Below are 15,598 nucleotides of genomic sequence, written 5' to 3'. Positions count from 1 at the left end.
TCGGGGTGACGGCCGCGGTGGCGGTCACCGGGCCGGGCAACCCGCCCCCAGCCAGGCGCCGTCGAACCGCGCGAACACGATCCTTTGGTACGGGCCGGACTCGTAGAGCAGCCCGAAGGTGCCGTCCTTCAGGCGGGTCAGGGTCGAGTACGCCGCCGGGCCGGGGGTGACGACCCGGGAGACGGGCCAGCTCCGTCCGTCGTCGCAGGACAGCCGCACGGTGAGGTTCTGCCGGGCGGTGGCGCTGGCCGTGTTGCTGAACAGCAGCCAGTGCGCCCGCTCGTCCGCCGGCGGCAGGGTGCGGTCGTAGCGCAGGATCGACGCATTGTTGACCGGGTCGACCAGGGCGCCGTCCGCGACCGGCTGGCTGTACGTCAGCCCGCCGTCCCCGGAGTAGGAAACCAGCCGTTTTGTGGTGCTGCCGGTGCGGCTGTTGAGCATGACGCGGCCATCAGCCAGCTCGACGGTCTTGTTCTCGTCCATCAGCGGCCCGACCGGTGTCCCCAGGCGCCAGGTCTCCCCGTGGTCGTCGCTGTAGGCGCTGGCCGCCCACATACCGCCGTCGGCCTTGCGGAACGCGTACTGCTGCAACAGCCGCCCGGTGGAGAGCTGGATGCCGGTGCCGGACGACGCGAAGATGCCGAGCCAGGACGGGTCCTTGAGCTCATGGGTCAGGCGGCGGTACCGCCAGCTGCGGCCGCCGTCGTCGGAGTAGTGGTAGTCGGCGTGCAGGATCGTGGTGCTGTCGTGGTCGTTGCCCCGGCCCGCGTTGCGGAAGCCGATGCCCTTGGGGCCGTACGCGTGGAAGAGGAAGAGGCGGCCGGTCCGCCGGTCGGCGAGCAGACTGGGATCGCCGGCCCCCGCCCCGCCGTCGTAGTCGGCGACCGCCTGCGGGGCGCTCCAGGTCCGCCCGTTGTCGGTGCTGCGCCGCACCATCACATCGACGTTGCCGGGCAGATCGGCGGCGCTGTCGTTGCGCCGGTCGTAGGCGGCGACGAGGGTGCCGTCGGGGAGCGTCTCCAGGGCCGGGATGCGGTAGGTGTGCGCGCCCTGCCCGGCGACCGCGAGATCGGTGGACTCGTACAGCGGGGCGGGCTCGTACAGCGGTGCGGGCTCGTACAGCGGTGCGGGCCCGTGCGGCGGGGAGGGGGCGAGCCGGGGCGGCGGTTCGGTGGCGGGCGCGGCGCGGGCGGCCGTCGCCAGTGTGCCGCCGGCCGCGAGCAGAACGGCCAGCGACAGGCAGCGGGCGGATCTCGCCGGGCGGGCTGGTCTCACCGGTACCTCCAGGGCGGGGCGGCACGGGCCGGGACGGGGCGGGAGGGGACGGGGCGGGGCAGGGCGCGACGGGCCGGGCCGCGCATGCGGAGGCACCGGGCACGGGACGTCCGGGGCCGACGTCCCCCGTTCCTGTCCCCGTCCCTGTCCCTGTCCTATGGCCTCGACGTCAAGGTAATCCGAGCCGACGGACCGCGCCCTGCCACGCGTTGGCCGCGGACCGCCCCTACGGTGTCGCGCTCTCGCGCAGTGCGGCGATCAGCGCCTCGACCGACGGCCGCCCGCGCGCGGCGGCGCCGACCGCGACGACGATGTGCCGCTCGACCACATCCGCCAGCGGCACCGGCACGATGCCCTCGGACCGCAGCCGCAGCATCAGATCCGTCAACGGCGCGACCCCCAGCCCCGCCCCCACCATCGCCAGTGAGGTGGCGGTATCGGTCACCTCGTGCACCACCCGCGGTTCGAACCCGGCCCGCCGGCAGGCGGCCCGTACGGCCCGCCCGTAGTACGAACCGGGCGCGGGCAGGATCCAGTCGAATCCGGCGGTCTCCGCGAGCCGCAGCGGCCGCCGCTCCCTCACCCGCCCGGCCGCCACCGCCAGCCCGAACCGCTCCGACCGCAGCCGTATCAGCTCCACCGCGCCGTCCGGCGCCAGCGGCGCATCCGGATAGTCCAGGCCCAGCGCCAGATCCACCCGACCGGCGCAGACCTCCGTGTACGCCTGGTCCACGTCCACCTCGCGGCTCGCCACGCACACCCCCGGATGCCGCGCCCGCAGCCGCTCCAGCGCGGGCGGCAGCAGCACGGCCGCCGCCGTACCGAACACGCCCAGCCGCAGCCGCGCCGCGACCTCGCCGCGGCCGCGCTCCAGGGCCGCCACGGCCTCGTCCTGCGCGGCCAGGATCCGCGCGGCGTGCTCGGCGAGGGTGTGCCCGGCGTCCGTCAGCTCCACCCGCCGGCCCAGCCGCCGCACCAGCTCCGTCCCGGTGGCCCGCTCCAGCGCCGCGATCTGCTGGGACACCGCGCCCGGGGTGTAGCCCAGGGCCGCGGCCGCCGCGGTCATGGTGCCGCTGCGGGTCAGCTCCAGCAGCGCCCGCAGCTGGGCCCCCGGCAATTCCATGCCGGGACCCTACCCAGCGCTTCCGAGGACCAGAACCTCTGATAGATCGCCTCCAGCAACTGTGCATGGACGGCGGACGTCCCACCCGCCACCATCAAGAGTGACCGGCCCGACGACGAGCCGGCCCCGCGCGACGACGGGAAGGCGGCCCCGATGGCTTCCCCTGCGGCTTCTGTCCCCCTCCCCGAACGGGCCGGCGTCCCCGACCGGACCGGCATCCCCGAACAGGCCGACGTCGTGATCATCGGCGGCGGCGTCATCGGCGCGAGCATCGCCTTCCACCTGGCCGAGGCGAACGTCCCCCGGGTGCTGCTGCTGGAGCGCGACCGGCCCGCCTCCGGCTCGTCCGGCAAACCCATCGGCGGCGTCCGCGCCCAGTTCTCCGACCCGCTCAACATCAGGCTCGGCCGGCGCAGCCTGGACGCCTGGCGCTCCTTCGCCCGCCGCCCCGGCGCCGACATCGGGCTGGAATCCGTCGGCTATCTCTTCCTCCTCGGCGACGACACCGAACTGGCCACCTTCACCGAAGGCGTCCGGACCCAGAACGCCCTCGGCCTGCCCAGCCGCATCATCACCCCGCGCGAGGCCGCCGAGCTGTGCCCGTACGTCGACCCCCGCAGCATCGTCGCCGCCGCCTACTCACCCACCGACGGCTACGCCCTCCCCAAGGCCGCCGTCACCGGCTACCTCCGCGCGGCCCGCCGGCTCGGCGCCACCGTACGCACCCGCTGCCCGGTCACCGCGATCGACACCACCGGCGGCGTGCTCCGGGCCGTCCGTACCCCGTACGGCACCGTGCGCACCCCCACCGTGATCTGCTGCGCCGGCGCCTGGTCCGCCGCCGTCGGGGCGATGGCCGGCGTCGACCTCCCCGTCACCCCGCTGCGCCGCCAGATCGCCCTCACCGGACCGCTGCGCCCGGCCCCGCCCCGCATCCCCTTCACCCTCGATTTCGCCTCCACCCTCTACTTCCACAACGACACCGCGGACGGCCTCCTCCTGGGCCTGTCCGATCCGGACCAACAGCCGGGATTCGGAAGGCGGTTCACCCGCGAATGGCTGCGCCCCTTCCGCGCCGCGGCCGCCCGCCGGGCACCGGAACTCGCCCGCCTGCCCGTCACCGGCGGCTGGGCCGGCCTGTACGAGATGACCCCCGACCGCAACGCACTGATAGGCGAGGCCGCCTGCCCGAGCCGCTTTCTCTACGCCACCGGCTTCTCCGGCCACGGCTTCCTCCAGGCGCCCGCCGTCGGCGAGATCATCCGCGACCTCTGTCTCGGCCGCGCACCGTTCCTCGACATCTCCGCGCTCACCGCCACCCGCTTCGGCGGCCGCGCCGCCGGCCGCCGCGAGGCCCACATCATCTGACCCCCTCCGTCCGGGAGCCCCCCATGGTCCCCACCTGGCGGCTACGCGCCGCATTCGCCCGTCGGCTGTCCGATATGTACGGCACCGAAGTGCCCGCCTACACCACGCTCCTGGAGGTGGCCGGGCAGGTCAACGACGAGGTCGCGGGCCGGGACCCGGACGCGGAACGGCTCGGCAGCATCTCCCGGGTCACCGCCGAACGCCATGGCGCCATCCGCGTGGGCACCGAGGACGAACTGCGCCAGGCCGCCCAGATCTTCGCCGCCCTCGGGATGCGTCCGGTGGGCTTCTACGATCTGCGGGACGGCGGGACCGGCGCCGTACCGGTCGTCTCCACCGCCTTCCGCCCCACCGGCACCGAAGAGCTGGACCGCAACCCCTTCCGCGTCTTCACCTCCCTCCTCACCACCTCCGACCGCCGCTTCTTCGACGCCGACCTGGAGTCCCGGCTCGACGGCTTCCTCGCCCGGCGCCGCCTCTTCCCGCCGGAACTCCTCCAACTCGCCGAGGAGGCAGAGGAGTTGGGCGGTCTCCCGGAGTCCGGGGCGGAGCGCTTCCTCGTCCTGGCCGTCGCCGCCTTCGAGCTCTCGCCCGAGCCCGTCGACCGCAGCTGGTACGCCGAACTGGAACGTGTCTCCGCCGTCGCCGCCGACATCGGCGGGGTGGCCGCCACCCACATCAACCACCTCACCCCCCGCGTCCTGGACATCGACGCCCTCTACCGCCGCATGGGGGAGCGCGGCATCGTCATGATCGACCGCATCCAGGGACCCCCGCGCTGGGACGGACCCGATGTCCTGCTGCGACAGACGTCCTTCCGCGCCCTCGCCGAGCCGCGGCGCTTCCGCGAGCCCGACGGCGGCATCACCCGCGGCTCGCTGCGGGTCCGCTTCGGCGAGGTCGAGGCCCGCGGCATCGCCCTGACCCGCGCCGGCCGGGCCCGCTACGACGAGCTGATGACCGCGACCGACCACCACCTGGCCCAGCACCCGGACGCCGACCGGCAGGAGACCGCCCGCGCCCTGTGGCGCCGCACCTTCCCCCGCACCGAACGCCAACTCGCCGTGGACCGGCAGGCGTTCTTCACCTACCGCCCGGTGACCGGACGGCCCCGCGACGGCCGCCGGCCGCCCGCCGACCTCGCCGGGCTCCTCGACGGCGGCTGGCTCACCGCCCACCCGATCGTCTACGAGGATTTCCTGCCCCGCTCCGCCGCCGGCATCTTCCGTTCCAACCTCACCGGCGAAGGCACCCGGGACGCCGCCCTGACCGGCACCCCCTTCGACGCCCACCGCCTCTCCGAAGCCATCGGCCGCCCCGTGCTCGACCCGTTCACCCTCTACGCCGCACAGCAGGACCGCTCCCTGCGCCAGGCGCTGTTCACCCTGCGGGCGGGCGCGGCCTTGCGCGCCCTGGACGGCGATGACGGCCCCCGGACATCCCCCGACTGACGCCCCGCCACCGCCCGCCACCCACCGCTTCCCGTCCCCAAGGAGCCCGCCATGACCGCCGGCCCGGCCACCGCCACCCCGTCCACCGGCCCCCGATTCCCCTCCGCGGACGCCCTGCGCACCCGCGCGGCCACCGCCCTGCGCCGCTGCGGCGTGGACCTCGACGCCCTCGACACAGCCGATCCGGCGTCCGACGTCCTGCCGGCCCGTACCCCCCTGACCGGCGCCGTCCTCGCCCGTCTCCCCGCCACCACCGCCGCGCAGGCGGACCGGGCCCTCGACGCGTCCCACCGCGCCTTCCAGCAGTGGCGCACCGTTCCGGCACCCCGCCGCGGCGCCCTGGTCAAGCGGCTCGGCGAACTCCTGACCGCCCACAAGGACGACCTCGCCGACCTGGTCACCCTCGAAGCGGGGAAGATCCGCTCCGAGGCGCTCGGCGAAGTCCAGGAGATGATCGACATCTGCGATTTCGCGGTCGGTCTGTCCCGGCAGCTCTACGGCCGCACCATCGCCGGTGAACGCCCCGGCCACCGCCTCGCCGAGACCTGGCATCCGCTCGGCGTCGTAGGCGTCATCTCCGCCTTCAACTTCCCCGTCGCCGTCTGGTCCTGGAACACCGCCATCGCCCTGGTCTGCGGCGACACCGTCGTCTGGAAGCCCTCCGAACTCACCCCGCTCACCGCGCTGGCCTGCGACGGTCTGCTCGCGCAAGCCGCCGCCGAGGCCGATGCGCCGCCCGCCGTGCACCGGCTGCTGCTCGGTGCCCGCGCCTGCGGCGAGCGGCTGGCCGACGACCCGCGGGTGGCGCTGGTCAGCGCGACCGGCTCGGTACGGATGGGCCGCCAGGTCGGCCCGCGGGTGGCCGCCCGCTTCGGCCGCTGCCTGCTGGAGCTCGGCGGCAACAACGCCGCCGTCGTCACCCCCTCCGCGGACCTCGACCTGACCGTCCGCGGCGTCGTCTTCTCCGCCGCCGGCACCGCGGGCCAGCGCTGTACGACGCTGCGCCGGCTGATCGTCCACGAAGACCTCGCCGACCGCCTCACCGAGCGGATCGTGCACGCCTACGGCCAACTGCCGCTCGGCGACCCCTTCGACCCCGCGACCCTCGTCGGCCCGCTCATCACCGCGGCCGCCCATACGGCCATGGCCGATGCCCTGACCGCCGCGCAGCGCGCCGGCGGCAAGCTGCTGACCGGCGGGGACCGCCACTTCGCCGCCGAGGCCCCGGACGCCGCCTACGTCCGCCCCGCCCTCGTCCGGATGCCGGAGCAGACCGAGATCGTGCGCACCGAGACCTTCGCCCCGATCCTGTACGTCCTGACCTACCGCACCCTCGACGAGGCCATCGCCCTGCACAACGACGTCCCCCAGGGCCTGTCGTCGAGCATCTTCACCCAGGACCAGCGGGAGGCCGAGCGCTTCCTCTCCGCCGACGGCTCCGACTGCGGCATCGCCAATGTCAACATCGGTACGTCGGGTGCGGAGATCGGCGGCGCGTTCGGCGGCGAGAAGGAGACCGGCGGCGGCCGCGAATCCGGCTCCGACGCCTGGCGCGCCTATATGCGCCGGGCGACCAACACGGTGAACTACTCCGCGGACCTCCCCCTCGCCCAGGGGGTCAACTTCCTCTGATATCCGCTCAGACGACCCGGCCGAGGTCGCGGACGAGGGTGGGCGACGGACGCGGGATCTCCCCGAAGTCCTCGTCGTCCCCCTCCACCACAAGGCGGTTGATCACATTCTCCAGCGCCGACGGCAGGGTCGGGGCGAGCCCGCTGTGCCACTGGACGAGGAGATTGTGCCGGGCCGCGTCCGGCAGCAGCTGCTTCTCGTCGAACGCGGCCACCGGTGGGCGTTCCTCGTCCGGCGCGTGCGCGGCCTGGCCGCGCCAGTAGTCGGCGTCGCGGTACTCCCCGTTGCGCCGATGGGAGAGGTAGAGGCAGTACGCGGCGGTCCGGCTCCCCGCGCCCGCGCCGAAGTGCCACCAGAAGTGCGCCGCGTCGAAGCGCCCGGTGATGTGCAGCAGACAGGCGAAGACCAGCGCGCCCTCGGGGTCGATGTGATGGTCGTCGACCAGCCGCTCCAGGCTGGCCGCGGCCGCCGCGGCATTGACGACCAGCGCACAGGCCAGCTCCAGTTCATGGGTGGCCTCGTCGCGCGCACTGGGGTAGGCGCTGGGCGCGCCGTGGTCGGCGCGGACCCCGCGGGGGCCGGCGCCGGGCCCCGCCGCCACGTCCCCGCTGCGGCACTCCGCCTCCGTGGCGGCCTCGAAGCAGCCCAGCCCGTCGAGCGCGCCCGCGTCATCGAGCGCGCAGAAGCCGGCCAGGCCGTCGATTCCGGCGACCGCCGCGGCGGCGCTCAGCAGCGTTTCGACGGTGTCCCGACGCTCGGAGTGCTCGGTGTGGCGGAGGTGATCGGTGGACGACATGGTCAATTCCCCCCTGCTGATGCGTTGTGGTGCGGGCGTGCCGTGGTGCCCTGGTCGATGCCGAGCGCGGCGGCGAGCTTGCGTTTGCCGCGGCTCGCATAGGAGCGGACGGTGACTTCGTCGACGCCGAGCAGCGCGGCGATCTGCGCGTCGTCGTACCCGATGACATGCCGCAGCACGATCACATCGCACTGCCGCTCGGGCAGCCGCGCGATCGCCGCGTACAGCCCCAACTGGCTCTCCAGCAGCGCGAACCGCTGCTGGCACTCGCGCAGCAGGGCATGCGTGACGACCGCGAATGCGGCGGTCTCGGTGAGCGCGGTGGGCTGCTGGTGGTCGTACAGCCACTCCACCACGCACTCCTTGAGGACCGACCACGCGAACGCCTCCACCGACGCCTGCCGCAGCGCATGCGGCCACAGCCGGCCCAGCCGCCGGAAGGCGGACCGGGTCACCTCCTGGGCCGCGCCCTCGCTGCCGGTGTGCAGATAGGCGTAGGTCAGCCACTTGCGGGCGTGCGTGGCGTGGAAGGCCTCCAGGGCTATGGACAGATGACGGGCCGACGGGTCCGCGGAATCCGGTGGGCCGGGCGGCCCGTTCGCGCCGGCCGGGAGCCGGCGGGGGAGCGCGGCTAACTCCGCGCGAGGGCCGCGCGCCTCCGCACACGCCGGCAGAAGTCGGTCCCGGTTTGAGCCCACGAGCCGTCCTCGTTCCGTTCGCCGTGCACCGCTGCTGCCGCACCGAGGATGCCGGCGGCAGCGGAAGGACTGTCTGCCCTCACCTCTAATGAACAGGAAAGTGCGCCCTTTTGTGGCACCGGGGCGCAAGAAATCTTCCGCTGCGTATTCATATGACTACCCGTGCCGCAGGCATGTTCATCCGGCACACCGGCGCGCCGCGCGTGCGCGGGGCGCGCGCCGGGGCGCACGAGGCGTCCCGGCATGATCCGGTCCGTACCGGGCAGTGCTCCAACTGCCGGGCGGGCGGCGGCATCCGGAACGCCGCCGGGTGCCCCGGCGGCCGTACTGGGGAGGCAGCGCACGATGAGCGACCGCAACGAGCCCGTGGTGGACCTACAGCTCGACCGGGCCCATTCCTCCCGCATCTACGACTACTTCCTCGGCGGCAAGACCAACTTCCTCGCCGACCGGATGGCCGCCGGCAGCGTCCTGTCCGTCTTCCCCAGCGCGCTGGTCGCCGCCCGGATCAACCGCGAGTTCATGCACCGCGCCACCCGCTTCCTCGCGAGGGCGGGGCTGCGCCAGTTCCTCGACATCGGCACGGGCATCCCCACCCCGCCGAACCTCCACGACATCGCCCAGGGCATCGCCCCCGACGCCCGGGTCGTCTATACGGACAACGACCCCATCGTCCTCGCGCACGCCGCGGCCCTCCTCCTGAGCACCGAGGAGGGGCGCACCGCGTACGTACAGGCCGATGTCAACGACCCCGAGGGCATCCTGACGGCGCCGCACCTCCTCGACACCCTCGACCTGCGCAAACCGGTCGCCCTCAGCCTCAACGCCCTGATGCACTTCGTCACCGACGACGGCGGACGGCGCGCCCACTCCATCGTCGACGCCCTCAAGGCCGCCCTGCCCAGCGGCAGCACCCTGGCCATGACCCATGCGACACCGGACTTCGCCCCCGAGGCGATGCACAAGATCATCGACATCTACCGCGGCGCCGGCACCACCCTGCAGTTCCGCTCCCGCGCCGAATTCCTCCGCTTCTTCGACGGCTGGGAGCTGCTGGAGCCGGGCGTCACCCTCTCCCACCAATGGCGCCCCGACCGCCCCGGGGACGCCACCCATGTCACCGACGCCGAGGCGGCCTGCTACGCAGCCATCGCCCGCAAACCGTGAGCGGCGGCCGCGCGCCCCTCACTCCTTCCGATAGCCGTACGCCTCCCCGGCCGCCGCCGCCACCGCGTCCAGATCCGCGCCGGCCGAGGCGGTCACCACCGCGGCCACCGCGCCCTCCACGAACGGCGCATCCACCAGCCGCGCGCCCTCGGGCAGCTCGTCCCCCTCCGCCACCATGGCCTTCACGGTCAGCACGGCGCTCCCCAGGTCGGCCAGGACCGCCACCCCGGCGCCCCGGTCCACCTCCCGCGCCGCCGCCCCGATCAGCTCCGTACTCGTGCCGAGCCCGCCGTCCGGCGTCCCGCCCGCCGCCGCCACCGGCGCCGTGCCGCCGCCGGCCAGCCCCACCGCCATCGCCGCGACCGACTCGGCCACCGGCCCGCTGTGCGACACCAGCACGATCCCCACCGGCGCGGCGTCCCCGGTCACCGCGCCACCTCCGTGAGGGCCGCGAACAGCAGGGCCGACGACGTCGCCCCCGGATCCTGATGCCCGATGCTGCGTTCCCCCAGATAGCTGGCCCGGCCCTTCTTGGCCAGCAGCGGTACGGTCGCCCGCGCGCCCTGCTCCGCCGCCGCGGCCGCCGCCTCGAACGACGTCCCCAGCGCCGCCACCGCCGGCACCAGCGCATCCAGCATCGTCTTGTCCCCCGGCGCCGCACCGCCGAGCTGCGCCACCGTGTCCACCCCCGCCTGCAGCCCCGCCCGCAGCTCCTGCCGCGTCACCTGCGGCGCCTCGCCCATCGCCTTCCCGCTGCGCCGCAGCAGCGTCCCGTACAGCGGGCCCGACGCGCCCCCCACACTGGAGATCAACTGCCGCCCGGCGGCGGCCAGTACGCCCCCGGGCGTCGGCGGCTCATCTGCCTCCAGCATCTTCGCCACGGCGGTGAAACCGCGCTGCATATTGGTTCCGTGATCGGCGTCCCCGATGGCGGAATCCAATTCGGTCAGCCGGTCGGCCTCCCGGTCCACGGCGGCGGCCATCGCCGTCATCCACCGGACGAAGAACGCGGTATCCAAGACGGTGTCCGACACGTAGTACTCCTCTGTTCCTGCTCTGGCTGATCCGTCGGTCCTGAGCGGCGACGCCCGCCGGGCTCACCGCCCCCAGCGCAGCCCCGCCGTCTCCACCGGCGCGTCCCACAGCCGCAGCAGCTCCCCGTCCACCTGGCACAACGACACCGAGCACCCCGCCATGTCCAGCGACGTCACGTAATTCCCGACGAGCGTACGGGCCACCGCCACCCCCCGCTCGTCCAGCACCCGCCGCACCTCCGCATTGAACCCGTACAGCTCCAGCAGCGGCGTCGCCCCCATGCCGTTGACGAGCACCAGCACCGGCAGCCTCGGCGCCAGATCCTCCAGAATCGCGTCCACGGCGAAGTCCGCGATCTCGCGCGAGGTCATCATCGCGCGCCGCTCCCGCCCCGGCTCGCCGTGGATGCCGACGCCCAACTCCAGCTCCCCGGCCGGAAGGTCGAAGGTGGGACTGCCCTTCGCTGGCGTCGTGCAGGCGCCGAGCGCCACCCCGAAACTCCGCGAGGACGCCACCACCCGCCGGGCGAGCGCCTCGACCCGCTCCAGCGGCATGCCCTCCTCGGCCGCCGCCCCGGCGATCTTCTCGACGAAGAGCGTGGCGCCGGTGCCCCGGCGTCCGGCCGTGAAGGTCGAGTCGGTCACCGCCACATCGTCGTTGACGAGCACGCTGGCGACCTGCACCCCCTCGTCCTCGGCCAGTTCCGCCGCCATCTGGAAATTGAGCACATCGCCGGTGTAGTTCTTCACGACGAACAGCACGCCGCGCCCGCTGTCCACCGCCGCGGCGGCCCGCACCATCTGATCCGGCACCGGCGAGGTGAACACCTCCCCGGGACAGGCGGCGTCCAGCATCCCGGGCCCCACGAATCCCCCGTGCAGCGGCTCGTGCCCGCTCCCGCCCCCGGACACCAGCGCCACCTTCTCCGCCACCGGCGCGTCCCGCCGCACGATCACGCGGTTCTCCGCATCCACCACCAGTTCGGGATGCGCCGCGGCCATGCCCCGCAGCGCGTCCGCCACGACGGTCTCGGCGACGTTGATGAGCATCTTCACGGATACCTCCTGGTGAGCTTGGCGGGCACGTCGCTGAGCGGGGTCTTTGCAGGTCAGGACGGGCGAGGCGCATTGTTGGTCTCGGCGGTTCGTGGCGCCCGGGGCGGTTCCGCGGGTGCTGATGCCGACTCGTTGCTGACGTGTTGCTGACTTATGGCCGACGTTCCTGAGGGTGCATCAGGTCAGGTCGGCCGTGGAGGGTCTGTGCGAATGTGCATCATCGCGCAATTATCGGCGTGAGGGCATGAGCGTGCACCGGTGCGTCATCGGTCGGATCCGGGTGATTCCGGAGATCCGCGCAGGGGCGCTACGGCGTGAGCCAGCCGCGCAGGAGTCTGCTCACGGTGGGCATGGCCACGTGTCATGAGCACGTTGAAGACGCAGGCGACGATCGCGCTGCTGAGCAGGAGGGGGAGTGTGGTGAGGTGGGGGACGAGGAAGAGGCTGCCGAGCACGGAGATGGGGTAGATCGCCAGCGTCGCGCTGATCGCCATTTTCCACCGGGGCGGCGCGGGGCGTGTCGAGCCCGGCTTGGCGAACCACGTCTCCATGCCGGTGAGCGTGCGCCGGGCGATCTCGGTGTGGTGGTGTCCCCGGCAGTCGGCGAACCAGGCGGCCCGCTCGGGGGATTCCTGCCAGGTCCGGCAGGCCTGGGCGTCCTGGAACCGGTGGACGAGGAACCAGGGGGCGTCGCCGCCGGAGGACCGGAAGAGTCCGTATCCGAGGTGCCCGGGGAAGGCGGCCGCGCTTTCGAGGATGCCCTTCGCCCACAGCTCGAAGTCGGCTTCGTGGCCGGGCTCCACCCGGCGGGCTATCAGAAGGGTCACCTCGCCGGTGTCGGCGGGGACGGTGGCGTGTTCAAGGCCGGCCGCGGTCACAGATGCTCCTCATGATCACGCCGCGCCCGCGCACACTGTACGCCCTGCCGGCCCGCCCGGGCCGCTTGCCCGGTGCCTCAGCGCTTCAGCTGGGCGTCGAGCCAGGACAGGACCTCGGGGGTGACGGGGTCGGTGATGTCGGCGAACTCCTCGTGCTTCTTGAGGAACTTGGCCACGTACGGGCAGACCGGGACGATCCGCATCCCGGCGGCGCGGACGTCGGTCAGGGCCCGCTCGACGAGGATCGCGGCGAGCCCCTGGCCCGCGTAGGCGTCGTCGATCTCGGTGTGGAAGAAGACCCGGCGGTCGTCGCGGTCGCGGTAGGCGGTCAGGCCGGCGCGCGTGTCGTCGACGAGGATCTCGTAGCGGTGGCGGGCGTCGGCACGGCGGACGACGGGGGCGGTGGTGGGCTGCTCGCTCATGACGGCCCTTTCGGCACGGAGGGTTGGTTCGGTAGGGGGGGGCAGCGGTGGGAGGGGTTCTTGCGGGGTGTGATGACGGCGTTCGGCAGGGCGGGGGCCGGGAGGCGGTCGCCGGGGTAGCCGTCGACGGTGCCGAAGCGGTCGGAGGCCCGCTCCCATTGCTCCCGCGCCTCGACGATGTCCTGGTGGCTGCGGCCGATGAAGTTCCACCACATGACGATCTCCTCCTCGAAGGGCGGGCCGCCGAGGAGGATCGTCCGGGCCGGACGGCCGGAGGTGTTGGCCAGGGTGAGGGTGGTGCGGCCGGGGGCCGCGTAGCCGAGTTCGGCGGGGCGCAGCGGGGTGCCGTCGAAGTGGACGTCGCCTTCGTCGACGAGCAGGCCGTGTTCGAAGTCCGGGGCGACGTCGAGGGTGACGGTGGCTCCGGCGTCGATCAGGACCTCGGCGCCGAGGAGCGGGGTGAAGGTGCGGACGGGGGAGGTCTCGCCGGCCAGCGTGCCCAGGAACACCCTGACCTCGGCGCCGTCGACGCGGAACGGCTGCGGGGCGTGGTGCTGGAAGTCGCGCGGGGCGTGGCGGTGTTCGTCGGGAAGGGCCACCCAGAGCTGGACGCCGTGCAGCACGGTGGTGTCGGGCGTGGAGACCTCGGTGTGGCTGATGCCGTGCCCGCCGGTCATGAGGTTGATCTCGCCGGGTCGTACGGAGGCGTGGGTGCCGAGGCTGTCGCGGTGCTCGATCTCGCCGCTGAAGAGCCAGCTGACCGTCTGCAGGCCGGTGTGCGGGTGCGGAGCCACGTCCATGCCGCCGGACTCCGCGACCCGGTCGGGGCCGTAGTGGTCGGCGAAGCACCAGGCGCCGATCAGCGTCCGGGCCCGCTGCGGCAGCGTGCGCCGTACGGTCATCGCGCGCGGTCCGCCCAGCGGGACGTCCCGGGCGGTGAGGATCTCGACCTCCGTGTGATCCATCTCCCGGCCCCTTCTTCGGCATGTAGTTTCGTTTTCAACAATCATGGGGGATCATAGTCCCGATGGCGACCCGCGACAACAGGCGAAGGAGCACAGGGTGAGCGAGACGGCGCAGGTCCCGGCGGCCCGCAGGGCGAACGGGCGGATCTATCTGGACAAGCAGAGCCCCGCCGCGTACCGGGCCCTGGTGGAGACCGCCGACGCCGTCCGCGCGACGGCCGCCGACGCCGGGCTCGACCGGATCCTGGTCGAGTTGATCAACCTGCGCGTGTCCCAGCTCAACGGCTGCGCCTTCTGCCTCGACGTGCACACCCGGGCCGCGCTGCGCGCCGGGGAGACCACGCGGCGCCTGGGCGTGCTCGCCGCCTGGCGGGACACCGAGCTCTTCACGGCCCGCGAGCGCGCGGCGCTCGCGCTGGCCGAGGCCACCACGCATCCCGCCGACGCCCTCGCCCAGGAGCGGGCGTACGCGGAGGCGGGCGCGGCCCTCACCGGTGACGAGATCTCCGCCGTGATCTGGGTGGCCATCGCCATCAACGCCTTCAACCGGGTCTCGATCCTGAGCAAGCACCCCGTACGGGAGGCTGCCGGCCGCTGAGTCCCTACGGCGCCGCCGCCCGGCCCGCGCCCGAGAGCCGCCGGGCGACCGCCTCCGGACGGCAGGTTCAGCGGGCGCCCGCCCAGGCGTGCTGCGCCCAGTCGGCGAAGCCGGTCCAGTGGATCTCCGGGTGGGCGTCGTGGAGTGCGGGGATGTCGACGCGATAGCCGGGGCCGTTCAGGAACGTCCACATCGCATGCATGTCCGGATTGCCGATGGCCGTCAGCGGTACCTGCTCATGACGGACTTCCCGTCCCAGCGCGGTGCCGAGCGCAGTCGCCATCTGTGCCGGAGTGGGCGCGTCGGAGGCCAGTTCGATGCGCTGCCCGGCGTACGGAGCGGGGTCGAGGAGCACGTGCGCCGCGAATGCGCCGAGGTCGGGGCGGGCGAGCTGCTGCAACGGCCGGTCGGGCGGCAGCGGCAGATCGAGCACGCCGTCGCGGATGCGTTCCGCTCCGCCGAGTGCGTTGTCGAAGAAGTACGTCGGTCCCAGGATCGTGTACGGCACGTCGCCCGCGGCCAGTTCCGCCTCGATGCGCGCCTTGCTCTCGAAGTGCGGTACCCCGCTGTCCTGGTCGGCCCCGGCGACCGAGCTGAACACGAGATGCGGGACGCGCTCCTGAGCAGCGGCGGCGAGGATCGCCCGCCCCTGTTCCACCTCCGCCTCGACACCGGCCTCGAAGGGTGTGGTGAACGCGAAGACACCGGCCACCCCGTTCATGGCCGCGGCCAGCGACCCGCGATCGCTCAGGGAACCCGCCACCACGTCCACGCCCCGGTCGGCCAGTTGCCTCGCGGCACTGCGGCCGGGGTCGCGGACCAGCGCCCTGATCCGGGCCCCGCGGGCCAGCAGCGCGTCGATCACGGCCCTGCCCTGTCCGCCGGTCGCCGCGAGCACCAATACCGGTTCATCGGCCATCGAAGAACTCCTCTCCCAGTAGAAGGGGTACCGGATCGGCAGCCGGCCCCAGCGGTCATCATCCGTGCCGGGCGGCGGCGCGCGGTGCCGACGCGCGCGAGGAGGGCGCTGGGGGGCGCGTCCCGGTGCGCGCAGAGTCATGACGGTCGTGCGACCGCGCCCGGCGTTCCCCGCCGCACACGGTTGCCGGAAGAAGAGGGACGAGACGCGCGGTCG

The 15,598-nt window shown here is 73.4% G+C and carries 16 protein-coding genes; 5 read left to right on the top strand and 11 right to left on the bottom strand.

What is annotated here, in order from left to right:
* Window positions 1–24: 24 nt before the first annotated feature.
* Together AC5677_RS06295 and AC5677_RS06290 are read right to left on the bottom strand one after the other, a co-directional pair.
* Window positions 25–1,275 (bottom strand): sialidase family protein, encoded by a 1,251-nt coding sequence (locus AC5677_RS06295; RefSeq protein ID WP_497194011.1) that lies wholly within the window; start codon window positions 1,273–1,275, stop codon window positions 25–27.
* A 226-nt stretch (window positions 1,276–1,501) separates the two neighbouring features.
* Entirely contained in the window at window positions 1,502–2,398 is an 897-nt protein-coding gene (locus tag AC5677_RS06290) for a LysR family transcriptional regulator (RefSeq protein ID WP_497194010.1), read from the bottom strand.
* 153 nt (window positions 2,399–2,551) lie between these two features.
* Here AC5677_RS06290 and AC5677_RS06285 point away from each other — a divergent pair, with 153 nt between their 5' ends.
* The 3 genes from AC5677_RS06285 to amaB are packed head-to-tail and all read left to right on the top strand — an operon-like array spanning window position 2,552 to window position 6,849.
* Complete coding sequence (locus tag AC5677_RS06285; RefSeq protein ID WP_497194009.1) at window positions 2,552–3,766, top strand: NAD(P)/FAD-dependent oxidoreductase; 1,215 nt, start codon at window positions 2,552–2,554, stop codon at window positions 3,764–3,766.
* Between the two features lie 23 nt (window positions 3,767–3,789).
* Entirely contained in the window at window positions 3,790–5,217 is a 1,428-nt protein-coding gene (gene hglS, locus AC5677_RS06280) for a 2-oxoadipate dioxygenase/decarboxylase (protein ID WP_497194008.1), read from the top strand.
* Window positions 5,218–5,268: 51 nt separating this feature from the next.
* Window positions 5,269–6,849: an L-piperidine-6-carboxylate dehydrogenase gene (amaB, locus tag AC5677_RS06275; protein WP_497194007.1), complete on the top strand. Its 1,581-nt coding sequence runs from the start codon at window positions 5,269–5,271 to the stop codon at window positions 6,847–6,849.
* Between the two features lie 7 nt (window positions 6,850–6,856).
* Here the strand turns inward: amaB and AC5677_RS06270 are convergent, their stop codons facing one another.
* Both AC5677_RS06270 and AC5677_RS06265 read right to left on the bottom strand, forming a co-directional pair.
* Window positions 6,857–7,645 (bottom strand): hypothetical protein, encoded by a 789-nt coding sequence (locus tag AC5677_RS06270; RefSeq protein WP_497194006.1) that lies wholly within the window; start codon window positions 7,643–7,645, stop codon window positions 6,857–6,859.
* A gap of 2 nt (window positions 7,646–7,647) precedes the next feature.
* Complete coding sequence (locus AC5677_RS06265) at window positions 7,648–8,343, bottom strand: RNA polymerase sigma factor (RefSeq protein ID WP_497194005.1); 696 nt, start codon at window positions 8,341–8,343, stop codon at window positions 7,648–7,650.
* Between the two features lie 345 nt (window positions 8,344–8,688).
* On the opposite strand from AC5677_RS06265, the gene AC5677_RS06260 reads away from it, so the two are divergent.
* Complete coding sequence (locus AC5677_RS06260) at window positions 8,689–9,510, top strand: SAM-dependent methyltransferase (RefSeq protein WP_497194004.1); 822 nt, start codon at window positions 8,689–8,691, stop codon at window positions 9,508–9,510.
* Between the two features lie 18 nt (window positions 9,511–9,528).
* On the opposite strand, the gene AC5677_RS06255 is transcribed toward AC5677_RS06260, so the two are convergent.
* From AC5677_RS06255 to AC5677_RS06230, 6 genes are all read right to left on the bottom strand, one after another.
* The gene (locus tag AC5677_RS06255) at window positions 9,529–9,939 is read right to left on the bottom strand and encodes a PTS-dependent dihydroxyacetone kinase phosphotransferase subunit DhaM (protein ID WP_497194003.1); all 411 of its coding nucleotides are present in this window, start codon (window positions 9,937–9,939) and stop codon (window positions 9,529–9,531) included.
* Window positions 9,936–10,544: a dihydroxyacetone kinase subunit DhaL gene (gene dhaL, locus AC5677_RS06250; protein WP_497194002.1), complete on the bottom strand. Its 609-nt coding sequence runs from the start codon at window positions 10,542–10,544 to the stop codon at window positions 9,936–9,938. The genes AC5677_RS06255 and dhaL overlap by 4 nt, the downstream gene beginning before the upstream one ends.
* Before the next feature lie 63 nt (window positions 10,545–10,607).
* A complete protein-coding gene (dhaK, locus tag AC5677_RS06245) occupies window positions 10,608–11,600 on the bottom strand; it encodes a dihydroxyacetone kinase subunit DhaK (RefSeq protein WP_497194001.1) in 993 nt (330 codons plus the stop codon).
* Window positions 11,601–11,863: 263 nt separating this feature from the next.
* Window positions 11,864–12,478, bottom strand: a complete 615-nt coding sequence (locus AC5677_RS06240) for an antibiotic biosynthesis monooxygenase (RefSeq protein WP_497194000.1) — start codon at window positions 12,476–12,478, stop codon at window positions 11,864–11,866.
* A 77-nt stretch (window positions 12,479–12,555) separates the two neighbouring features.
* Complete coding sequence (locus AC5677_RS06235; protein ID WP_497193999.1) at window positions 12,556–12,900, bottom strand: GNAT family N-acetyltransferase; 345 nt, start codon at window positions 12,898–12,900, stop codon at window positions 12,556–12,558.
* Window positions 12,897–13,865 carry a pirin family protein gene (locus tag AC5677_RS06230; RefSeq protein WP_497193998.1) on the bottom strand — a complete coding sequence of 323 codons (969 nt, stop codon included), beginning with the start codon at window positions 13,863–13,865 and terminating at the stop codon, window positions 12,897–12,899. Before AC5677_RS06230 ends, AC5677_RS06235 begins: the two co-directional genes overlap by 4 nt.
* Before the next feature lie 97 nt (window positions 13,866–13,962).
* Between AC5677_RS06230 and AC5677_RS06225 the strand changes: the two genes are divergently transcribed.
* Window positions 13,963–14,463 (top strand): carboxymuconolactone decarboxylase family protein, encoded by a 501-nt coding sequence (locus AC5677_RS06225; protein ID WP_497193997.1) that lies wholly within the window; start codon window positions 13,963–13,965, stop codon window positions 14,461–14,463.
* Window positions 14,464–14,530: 67 nt separating this feature from the next.
* Here AC5677_RS06225 and AC5677_RS06220 read toward each other — a convergent pair whose 3' ends face one another.
* Window positions 14,531–15,382: an NmrA/HSCARG family protein gene (locus AC5677_RS06220; protein ID WP_497193996.1), complete on the bottom strand. Its 852-nt coding sequence runs from the start codon at window positions 15,380–15,382 to the stop codon at window positions 14,531–14,533.
* Between the last annotated feature and the right edge of the window lie 216 nt (window positions 15,383–15,598).

This window comes from Streptomyces sp. JLSY215 (assembly GCF_059682825.1).
The sequence above is the reverse complement of the archived record's forward strand: the minus strand, read 5'-3'. Positions and strand labels throughout refer to the sequence as shown.

Bases quoted from the DNA above. Each gene is read 5' to 3' on its own strand.
- AC5677_RS06290 (WP_497194010.1), bottom strand. From the start codon at position 2,398: ATGGAATTGCCGGGGGCCCAGCTGCGGGCGCTGCTGGAGCTGACCCGC.
- AC5677_RS06235 (WP_497193999.1), bottom strand. From the start codon at position 12,900: ATGAGCGAGCAGCCCACCACCGCCCCCGTCGTCCGCCGTGCCGACGCC.
- amaB (WP_497194007.1), top strand. From the start codon at position 5,269: ATGACCGCCGGCCCGGCCACCGCCACCCCGTCCACCGGCCCCCGATTC.
- hglS (WP_497194008.1), top strand. From the start codon at position 3,790: ATGGTCCCCACCTGGCGGCTACGCGCCGCATTCGCCCGTCGGCTGTCC.
- AC5677_RS06285 (WP_497194009.1), top strand. From the start codon at position 2,552: ATGGCTTCCCCTGCGGCTTCTGTCCCCCTCCCCGAACGGGCCGGCGTC.
- AC5677_RS06270 (WP_497194006.1), bottom strand. From the start codon at position 7,645: ATGTCGTCCACCGATCACCTCCGCCACACCGAGCACTCCGAGCGTCGG.
- AC5677_RS06260 (WP_497194004.1), top strand. From the start codon at position 8,689: ATGAGCGACCGCAACGAGCCCGTGGTGGACCTACAGCTCGACCGGGCC.
- AC5677_RS06230 (WP_497193998.1), bottom strand. From the start codon at position 13,865: ATGGATCACACGGAGGTCGAGATCCTCACCGCCCGGGACGTCCCGCTG.
- AC5677_RS06220 (WP_497193996.1), bottom strand. From the start codon at position 15,382: ATGGCCGATGAACCGGTATTGGTGCTCGCGGCGACCGGCGGACAGGGC.